Genomic DNA, 8,985 nt, shown 5'->3' with positions numbered 1-8,985 from the left:
CGTCCCTGCCTGTCTCGCCTGAAACCGCCGTCCATAGCGGTTTCGCCTATGTATCGCGACTGCGTTCGACGTCTTCGAGGGCGCTCAACACCGCATTCATCTCCAGCTTCTCTGCCATAACCTCATAAGCGACCGGTTGCCCGGTAGCTGCCAGCTCGGGTGTTGACCTTAGGCGCGCATCACCGGCTGCCGAGCAAGACGGCGTTGTCAGGGGCAACCGGCCAGGGAAGGCCGGTTGAGGCGAGACTAACAGGGACGTTTGTCGCAGCCGACCCGCCCGACAACGCAGACGCGGCGAGGGTATCCGCGCAGCGGACAGGCGGTGTTAAGCAAAGGCGCGGGTGTAGGGGCCGCGCCATCGGCCCCTACAATTGCCGTTCGCTAGGGCATCAGAGAAATGCGAGGGTTTTACGGCAATTCCCCTGCACAGAACGCCCAGAGGATGGATAAAAAAATGCCAGTCAGGCTTAACTGACTGGCGTTTTTGTTTTCAGCGGGGCGATCAGCCGAGGATGGTGTGCGGATAGAAGCGCGACAGATCCTGCGTGATCAGTTCGCGATCTTCGCGCAGGCCGATGCCGCAGGGTTGATCGTTCACCAGCCAGCTGCCGATCAGCGTGTAGCTGTCTTCGAACTTCGGCAGCGGATGGAACTGCTGCACGATCATGCCTTCTTCACCGTACGGCCCATCGACGCGCGCCACTTCCTGACCGTTTTCGACGATCTGGATATTGGCGCCTTCGCGTGAGAACAGCGGCTTGGTGACGTAATGATCCATCGGCGGATGATCGTCTTGCGCGAAATAAGCCGGCAACAGATTCGGGTGGTTCGGGAACATTTCCCACAGCAGCGGCAGCAGCGCCTTGTTGGAGATGATGCTCTTCCAGGCCGGCTCCAGCCAACGCACGCCGGCGTCTTCCAGCTTGGTGGAGAACATCTCGCGCAGCATGAATTCCCACGGGTAGAGCTTGAACAGGTTGCCGATCACCTGATCCTGCAGATCGGTGAACTGACCTTTCTCGCCGAGGCCAATCTCTTCCATGAACAGGAACTCGGTCGGCAGACCGGCTTCCTGCGCGCAGTCCTGCAGATATTGCACCGTGCCGCGATCTTCTTCGCTGTCCTGGCAGCATGCCAGGTGCAACAGGCCGAAGCCGTGATGCGCTTTCAGCTCGGCGAAACGCTCGATCAGCTTCTCCTGCAGGCTGTTGTACTGATCCGATTCCGGATCCAGCTTGCCGGCGTTGATCTGGTCTTCCAGCCACAGCCACTGGAAGAAGGCCGCTTCATACAGCGAGGTTGGCGTATCGGCGTTGTTCTCCAGCAGCTTCGGCGGGTTGACGCCGTCGTAGGCCAGATCGAGACGCGAATACAGCGACGGCTGGTTGGTGCGCCAGGAGCTGCGCACGAACTCCCAGGTGTGTTTCGGGATGCAGAACTTGGCCATCAGCTCATCGCTGCCGACCACCTTCTCCACCACCTGCAGGCACATCTGGTGCAGCTCGGCGGTGGCGTTTTCGATCTCTTCAATCTGCGCCAGCGTGAACTGGTAATAGGCGTCTTCACACCAGTACGGCTCGCCGTACATGGTGTGGAAACGGAACCCGAACTCGGTCGCTTTTTCACGCCAGTCCGGGCGCTCGGTAATAGCAATACGTTTCATGCATCAACCGCCCATGCTGCGAGAGCCGGAGTTGGAGGTGGCGCTGCTGCGCTGCATGCTGGTCTGCTTGGCCACGGTCTCGCCGAAACCACCGCGGGTTACGGTGTTGGTGACCGCAGGCTTTGGCGCCATGGCGGTTTTCGGCACCGTCATGGTGCGGCCGCCGGCGGTGGCCGGGCCGTAGCTTTTGCCGCTGGCGTCGACAAACTTGCCGTTCGCCGGGCTGGCGGCGTTCTTGGAGGTGAACAGCGGCTGCTGAGCGAAGCCGGAACCCCCCATCAGGCGGCCCATCATGTAGCCCGCCATCAGCGGCATCCAGAAGCTGCCGCTGCTTTGCGATTCCGCCGCCATGCCGGCCTGCGCCGGAGCCGGCGCCTGGGTGCACTGCGCTTCGCCAAACTCGGCGACGCAGTCTTCGCGGGTAGCGTATTTCGGTGCGGTTTTCGCCGCTTCTTTCAGGGCGCTGTTGTAGGCGGTGGTGCACTGCTCGCTCATCGAAGGATTGGCGCGCGAACAGTCATCGGCATTCTGATACAGGGAGACCGTTTCATCACTCTTTTCGCAGCCGGCCAGCATAAAGACGGCGCTGATCGCCAAGGCCACGGGCGCGACACGGTAGCTGCGCCAGGATTTGCGGAACGTCTCTTGGTTGATGTTTTTTGTCCGTTTCATCGTTATCAATCCCATCATGCGGGCTGTTTTCGCCCTTTCCCAGTAGTGGCGCTAAGGATAGGGGAAACATGGTCAAAATTAAAGCTGAAACGCCCGTAGAATCCACTCTTTACGCAGTTATACGTTGGGGTGTGCGCCAGTTCGCTTTCGCGGCGAAAAAACGCGCGTTAGCGTTTCATCATGAAACGTTATCGCTATGATGATGTTCCATAATGGAACAAAAATCGCGAAGCTCGCCAGGCGGGCGGCAGGCGCTCATAGTCGAAGCACAACAACAAGCCGACGGCGAAGTCGGCGCGTCATCACCTGATATCTGAACGTTACCATCGCCAACTCCCTACAAGGATCCGGTTATGTTGAGAATCATCCAGTCACCAGGCAAATACATTCAGGGCGCCAATGCGCTGGCCGCCGTTGGCGAATACGCCAAATCCCTCGCCGATCATTATCTGGTGATCGCCGACGACTTCGTGCTGCAGCTGGCGGGCGACACCCTGATGGGCAGCCTGCAGCAGCACGGCATGAAACATCACGCGGCCCGCTTCAACGGAGAGTGCTGCCGCAAAGAGATAGACCGACTCGGCCATGAGTTGCAGGCCCACGGTTGCCGCGGGGTGATCGGCGTCGGCGGCGGCAAGACGCTCGACACCGCCAAGGCCGTCGCGCATTACCAGCAGCTGCCGGTGGTGCTCATTCCCACCATCGCTTCCACCGATGCGCCGACCAGCGCGCTGTCGGTTCTCTACACCGAACAGGGCGAATTCGCCGAGTACCTGATCTACCCGCGCAACCCGGACATGGTGGTGATGGACAGCGCCATCATCGCCAAAGCGCCGGTGCGCCTGCTGGTAGCCGGCATGGGCGACGCGCTCTCCACCTATTTCGAAGCGCAGGCCTGCTTCGACGCGCAGGCCACCAGCATGGCCGGCGGAAAATCGACGCTGGCGGCGCTCAGTCTGGCGCGGCTGTGCTATGACACGCTGCTGGCTGAGGGGGTGAAGGCCAAACTGGCGGTCGAGGCCGGCGTGGTAACGGAAGCGGTGGAACGCATTATTGAGGCCAATACCTATCTGAGCGGCATCGGCTTCGAGAGCAGCGGGCTGGCGGCGGCGCACGCCATTCACAACGGTTTCACCGTGCTGGAAGAGTGTCACCATCTGTATCACGGTGAAAAAGTGGCGTTCGGCACCCTGGCGCAGCTGGTGCTGCAGAACAGCCCGATGGCGCAGATTGAAACCGTACTGGCGTTTTGTCATGGCATCGGCCTGCCGATCACGCTGGCGCAGATGGGCGTCACCGGCGATGCGACGGCGAAGATGATGGCGGTGGCCGAGGCCAGCTGCGCCGCCGGCGAAACCATTCACAACATGCCGTTCAAGGTCACCCCTGCGGGCGTGCAGGCGGCGATCCTGACGGCGGACAGGTTGGGCGCCGCCTGGCTGCAGCGTCATTGATACCGTTGGGGCACGGTGCGCCGCGCCCCTGGGCTTACAGAGGAAATCATCGTGAAAAAACTGATTAATCAGGTCGAGTCGGTGTTGGAAGAGCAGTTGCAGGGGCTGGCGGAGGCCCATCCCGAGTTGCTGGTGCATGCAGATCCGGTGTTCGTGACTCGCGCCGACGCGCCGGTGGCGGGCAAGGTGGCGATCCTGTCCGGCGGCGGTAGCGGCCACGAGCCGATGCACTGCGGTTTCGTCGGCGAAGGGATGCTCGACGGCGCCTGTCCGGGTGAGATTTTCACCTCGCCGACGCCGGATAAAATGTACGAGTGCGGTCAGGCGATCGACGGTGGCGCCGGCGTGTTGCTGCTGATTAAGAACTACACCGGCGACGTGCTCAACTTCGAAACCGCCACCGAACTGCTGCACGACAGCGGCGTCGCGGTGGCGACGGTGCTGGTGGATGATGACGTGGCGGTCAAAGACAGTCTGTTCACCGCTGGGCGACGCGGGGTGGCTAACACCGTGCTGATGGAGAAACTGCTGGGCGCCGCCGCGGCGCGCGGCGACGATCTGGACAGCGTGGTGACGCTGGGGCATCGCATCAACAACCACGGGCATTCGATCGGCATTGCGCTGGGTGCTTGTACCGTTCCTGCCGCCGGCAAACCGTCGTTCACCCTGGCGGAGAACGAGATGGAGTTCGGCGTCGGCATTCACGGCGAGCCGGGCATTGCACGTCGCCCGTTCACCACGCTCAACGCGACGGTGGACGACATGTTCCATACGCTGATCGACCACGGCCACTATCAGCGTACGATCCGCGTGTGGGATCGTCAGCAGGGCGAGTGGCGCGACGAGATGCAGACCAAGCAGCCGCTGACGCGCGGCGATCGGGTGATCGCGTTGGTCAACAACCTGGGCGCCACGCCGCTGTCCGAGCTGTATGGCGTCTACCATCGATTGGCGGAACGCTGCGCCGAGGCGGGCATCATTATCGAACGCAACCTGGTGGGTTCATATTGCACCTCGCTCGATATGCAGGGCGTGTCCATCACGTTGTTGAACGTGGACGACGAGCTGTTGTCCTTGTGGGATGCGCCGGTGAAAACGCCTGCGCTGCGTTGGGGTTGCTGAGGAGGCATCATGGCGTTGACCAAACAACAGGTCGTCGATTGGCTGATGCGTTGCGGCGAGGTGTTCAGCCGGGAACGCGACTTTCTGACCCAGCTCGATACCGAGATCGGCGATGCTGACCACGGTTTGAATATGAATCGCGGTTTCAACAAGGTGGTGGAAAAGCTGCCGTCGGTGGCAGACAAAGACATCGGCTTCATTCTGAAAAACACCGGTATGACGCTGCTGTCGAGCGTGGGCGGCGCCAGCGGCCCGCTGTTCGGCACCTTCTTCATCCGCGCGGCGCAGGCGGCGAACGCCAAGCAAAGTCTGGATCTGGCAGAGCTGCAGCAGGTGATGCAGGAAGGGGTTGACGGCGTGGTGATGCGCGGTAAGGCGGAGCCGGGCGACAAAACCATGTGCGACGTCTGGTGGCCGGTGGTGGAAAGCCTCGGCCAGTCCGCGCAGCAGAACCTGAGCGTGGCGGAGGCGCTGCAGCGCGCCGCCGACAGCGCCGAGCGGGCGGTGGAGAGCACCATTACCATGCAGGCGCGCAAAGGGCGGGCCAGTTACCTGGGCGAGCGCAGCATCGGCCACCAGGATCCCGGCGCCACTTCGGTGATGCTGATGATGAAAACGCTGGCCGAGGTCGCCGGTAGTTAGCCGTAGCAGGAGGCGAGATGATTAATATCGTGGTGGTTTCGCACAGCGCGTTGCTGGCGCGCGGCGTTGAGCAGCTGGCGCGGCAGATGATGCGCGGCGATGGCTGCAAGCTGGCGCTGGCGGCGGGCGTGGATGACGAGGAGCACCCGATCGGCACCGACGCCGTCAAAGTGATGGAGGCGATTGAAGCGGTCGCCGACGGCGACGGCGTTCTGGTGCTGATGGATCTGGGCAGCGCGCTGCTCAGCGCGGAAACCGCGCTCGACCTGCTGGATCCGGACTTGGCCGCCAAAGTGCGGCTGTGTGCGGCGCCGCTGGTCGAAGGCACGCTGGCGGCGGTGGTGGCCGCCAACTCCGGCGCTTCGCTGGAGCAGGTGGTGGCGGAGGCGCAGGGCGCGCTGCAGGCCAAACAGGCGCAGCTGGGCGAAGGCTCGCCAGCCGGGAAAAGCGCGGCTTTGCCGCTGGCGCAGGGCAAAAGCGCAACCTGGACGGTGCAGAACCCGCACGGGCTGCATGCGCGCCCGGCGGCGCGACTGGTCGAGACGTTAGCGCCGTTCAAGGCCGAGCTGGTGCTGGAAAAGCAGGGGCAGTGCGTCGATCCGCGCAGCCTCAATCAGCTGGCGCTGCTGCAGGTGCGCCACGGTGACACCATTCGCCTGATCGCCGACGGTGCGCAGGCGGACGAGGCACTGGCTGCGTTCAAAGCGCTGGCGGAGCAGCATTTCGGCGAGACGGTCTCCGAGCGGCAGCAGCCTTCGCTGCATGGTATCCCGGTGGCGGAAAGCGTCACCAGCGGGCCAGTGTTCCAGGCCCACAGTTTCTGGCCGCCAACCGCCGATCGACGGATCGGCGCGGACGAGGTGTTGGGCGAACAGCAACGCCTGCGGGAGGCGCTACAGCACACGCTGAGCGATCTGAACCGACTGGCGGAACGTACCGGCACGCTGATCGGCAAGCCGCAGGCGGCGATCTTCGGTGCCCACAGCATGCTGCTGGACGATCCGGATCTGCAGCAGGCGGCTTACACCCGCATCGCGCAGCAGCTGTGCTGCGCCGAACAGGCCTGGCGACAGGTGCTGGAAGCGATCGCCGAAGAGTACCGCGAACTGGATGACGACTACATGCGGGCACGCGAACTGGACGTGCGTGACATGCTGCGCCGCACGCTGTGCCATCTGCAGGGGCTGCCGCTGCCGGCCATCGCGCTGGCAGAGCCGTCGATACTGGTGATGGACGAGTTGATGCCTTCAGAGGTGGTGATGCTCGACAGGCGTCTGGTGCTTGGCATCTGCCTCAGCGGGGGCAATGCCCTGTCGCACAGCGCCATTCTGGCGAAGGCGATGGGCATTCCGATGGTGGTCGGCATGCAGGATTGCCTGAGCAAAACCCGCAGCGGGCAGAAGGCAATGCTGGACGCCGCGCGCGGGGTGTTGCAGCTCAGCCACTAAGCGCGCAGCTTGAACTGGCGGATGTCGATCCCGTGCTGTTTGATCTTCCGCCACAGGGTGGTGCGGCCGATACCCAGCAACTGCGCCATCTCCGTCAGCTGACCGCGGCTGACGGTCGCCGCGCGGAGGATCGCCTGGCGCTCCATGTCCGTCAGCGTCAACAGCGGCGCGCCGGGCTGCGGATCGCTCTCCAGCAGCGATGGCTGGCCGAGCAGGTGTGCCGGCAGATCCGCCAGCTGGATGTGGTGACCGTGGCAAATCATCGCCGCACGCTCCACCACCCCTTTCAGTTCCAAATCGTTGCCCGGCCACAGGTAGAGCGCCAACTGGGCCATAACGTCGTCATCGACCCGGAAGCGGCACTGAAAATGCAGCTCCAGCGTGCGCAGATGGTGTTTGACCAGTAGCGGAATATCGCTCAGCCGCTGGCGTAGCGGCGGGATCTGGATCTCGAAGGCTTGCAGGCTGTAAAACAGTTGGCGGCGGAAGCGATTTTGCTGCACCAGCAGCGGCAGATCGGCGGCGCTGCCGGCGATTACCCGCACATCGACCGGGATCACCCGGCTGGAATTGAGGCGGATTACCACACCGGTCTTCAACACCTGCAGCAACGCCGACTGCATCTCCACCGGCAGGTATTCGATCTGTTCGAGGTACAGCGTGCCGCCGTTGGCCAATTCGAATTTGCTCAGCTGGCCCGCTTCTTCTTCGCTGGCGTCGCTGCCCAGCAGTTCGCGCAGCCCCTGCGCCTGCGGCAGCAGCTGGCAGTTGAGGGCGATATACGGCCCGGCGGCGCGTTCGCCGGCGTTGTGAATAGCCTGGCTGAGCAGCTCTTTGCCAACGCCTTCTTCTCCGCGCAACAGGATCGGATGCTGGCCTTTGGCCGCTTGTTGCCCGTAACGGATCAGCCGTCGCATCTCCAGCGAGGCGGAAGGCATCTGTTCGAAGCTGTGGCTGACGCGCCCCAGCTGGCTGCTGACATACTGGCGCAGCCGTTCGAGCGGGTGCAGCAGGGCGATGAAACTGCAGCGTTCGCCGTCGAAAATCGGCTTGAGCGTCAGCAAGGCGGCGATAAACTGCCGCTGGCTTTCGAAGGTGACTTCGACGTGTTGCAGCGGTTGGCGATCGGCGATGGCGCGTTTGAGCAGCGCGGGCAGCGTCAGCAGCTGTGCCAGCGGTTTGCCCTGACTCTGCTGTTCGTCCAGCTTCAGCAGGCCGGCGGCGCGCTGGTTGATGTATTGCAGGTAACCGCGGTGATCCCAGGCCATGACGCCGTCGTCTACGCCGTCCAGCAGACCGTAAAGCTGATTCAGATGACGGTTGGATTCCGCCAGCAGACTGTCGGCGTTCAGCGAATTGCCGATTTCGCGGGCGATGGCCAACGTCAGCGACAGATCGCCGGCGGCACAATCGGCCAGCAGGCAGCCCAAGGCGATCGAGCCGCGCTGGCGGCCGCTGTTGTCGTAGACCGGCGTAGCGCAGAACGACCAGCCGTGCAGCGCCCGGCGCACGTGCTCTTCGCCGCTCACCCGTACCGGGTGGCCTTCCACCGCCGCCAGCGCCGGGGCATTGGTGCCGATCTGCCCCTCGGCCCAGTAAGCGCCGGGGGCAAATCCCAATGGCTGCAAATGCTCCCAGGTTTGGGCGTCGCCGCAGCGCCACAGCATGCAGCCGCTCTCGTCGAGGATCATCAACAGGCAACGCCGCGGCTCCATGTATTCGCAGGCGTCTTCCAGCGCTGCCTGGCCGAGCGTCAGCAGGTCATTCTTGCGGCGGCAAATCGATTCGAAGGTGGCACCCTGAGCGCGGTGCGGTGCTTGCCAAACGTCTGGCTGCATCAGGCTGCGGCAGCGCAGCCAGGAGGCGTAAACCGCCTGCGCCGGGCGCAGCGGCGGCGGCAGTTCGCCGTCGTGAATCAAGCGCTGCCAGCGTGAATCGTTGTCCATCGAACCCCATCCAGACTGCGAAAACGAGAGTGACGATG

7 protein-coding genes are annotated in these 8,985 nt (G+C 63.3%); 4 read left to right on the top strand and 3 right to left on the bottom strand.

Annotated features, from left to right (window positions below):
• Nucleotides 1–502: 502 nt before the first annotated feature.
• Nucleotides 503–1,663, bottom strand: coding sequence for a glutathionylspermidine synthase family protein (locus FUU19_RS20945; protein WP_025304316.1), 1,161 nt, complete (start codon nucleotides 1,661–1,663; stop codon nucleotides 503–505).
• Nucleotides 1,664–1,666: 3 nt separating this feature from the next.
• A complete protein-coding gene (locus FUU19_RS20940; RefSeq protein ID WP_049198472.1) occupies nucleotides 1,667–2,335 on the bottom strand; it encodes a DUF1190 family protein in 669 nt (222 codons plus the stop codon).
• A 353-nt stretch (nucleotides 2,336–2,688) separates the two neighbouring features.
• Between FUU19_RS20940 and FUU19_RS20935 the strand changes: the two genes are divergently transcribed.
• Genes FUU19_RS20935 through dhaM form a run of 4 tightly spaced genes read left to right on the top strand, consistent with a single transcriptional unit; the run spans nucleotide 2,689 to nucleotide 7,001 of the window.
• On the top strand, nucleotides 2,689–3,789 hold the full coding sequence (locus tag FUU19_RS20935) for a glycerol dehydrogenase (RefSeq protein ID WP_230489644.1): 1,101 nt from the start codon (nucleotides 2,689–2,691) through the stop codon (nucleotides 3,787–3,789).
• Between the two features lie 51 nt (nucleotides 3,790–3,840).
• The gene (dhaK, locus tag FUU19_RS20930; RefSeq protein ID WP_230489643.1) at nucleotides 3,841–4,911 is read left to right on the top strand and encodes a dihydroxyacetone kinase subunit DhaK; all 1,071 of its coding nucleotides are present in this window, start codon (nucleotides 3,841–3,843) and stop codon (nucleotides 4,909–4,911) included.
• A gap of 9 nt (nucleotides 4,912–4,920) precedes the next feature.
• Nucleotides 4,921–5,553, top strand: a complete 633-nt coding sequence (gene dhaL, locus FUU19_RS20925; RefSeq protein WP_141972521.1) for a dihydroxyacetone kinase subunit DhaL — start codon at nucleotides 4,921–4,923, stop codon at nucleotides 5,551–5,553.
• 17 nt (nucleotides 5,554–5,570) lie between these two features.
• Nucleotides 5,571–7,001: a dihydroxyacetone kinase phosphoryl donor subunit DhaM gene (dhaM, locus tag FUU19_RS20920; protein ID WP_141998990.1), complete on the top strand. Its 1,431-nt coding sequence runs from the start codon at nucleotides 5,571–5,573 to the stop codon at nucleotides 6,999–7,001.
• Here dhaM and dhaR read toward each other — a convergent pair.
• Entirely contained in the window at nucleotides 6,998–8,947 is a 1,950-nt protein-coding gene (dhaR, locus tag FUU19_RS20915) for a dihydroxyacetone kinase operon transcriptional regulator DhaR (protein ID WP_230489641.1), read from the bottom strand. The two genes, dhaM and dhaR, sit on opposite strands and share 4 nt — an antisense overlap.
• Between the last annotated feature and the right edge of the window lie 38 nt (nucleotides 8,948–8,985).

Origin of the sequence: Serratia montpellierensis (assembly GCF_020858655.1) — a bacterium.
GTDB classification, from domain to species: domain Bacteria; phylum Pseudomonadota; class Gammaproteobacteria; order Enterobacterales; family Enterobacteriaceae; genus Serratia; species Serratia montpellierensis.
Note: the sequence above shows the minus strand (reverse complement) of the source record. Positions and strands in the feature narration are given on the sequence as shown.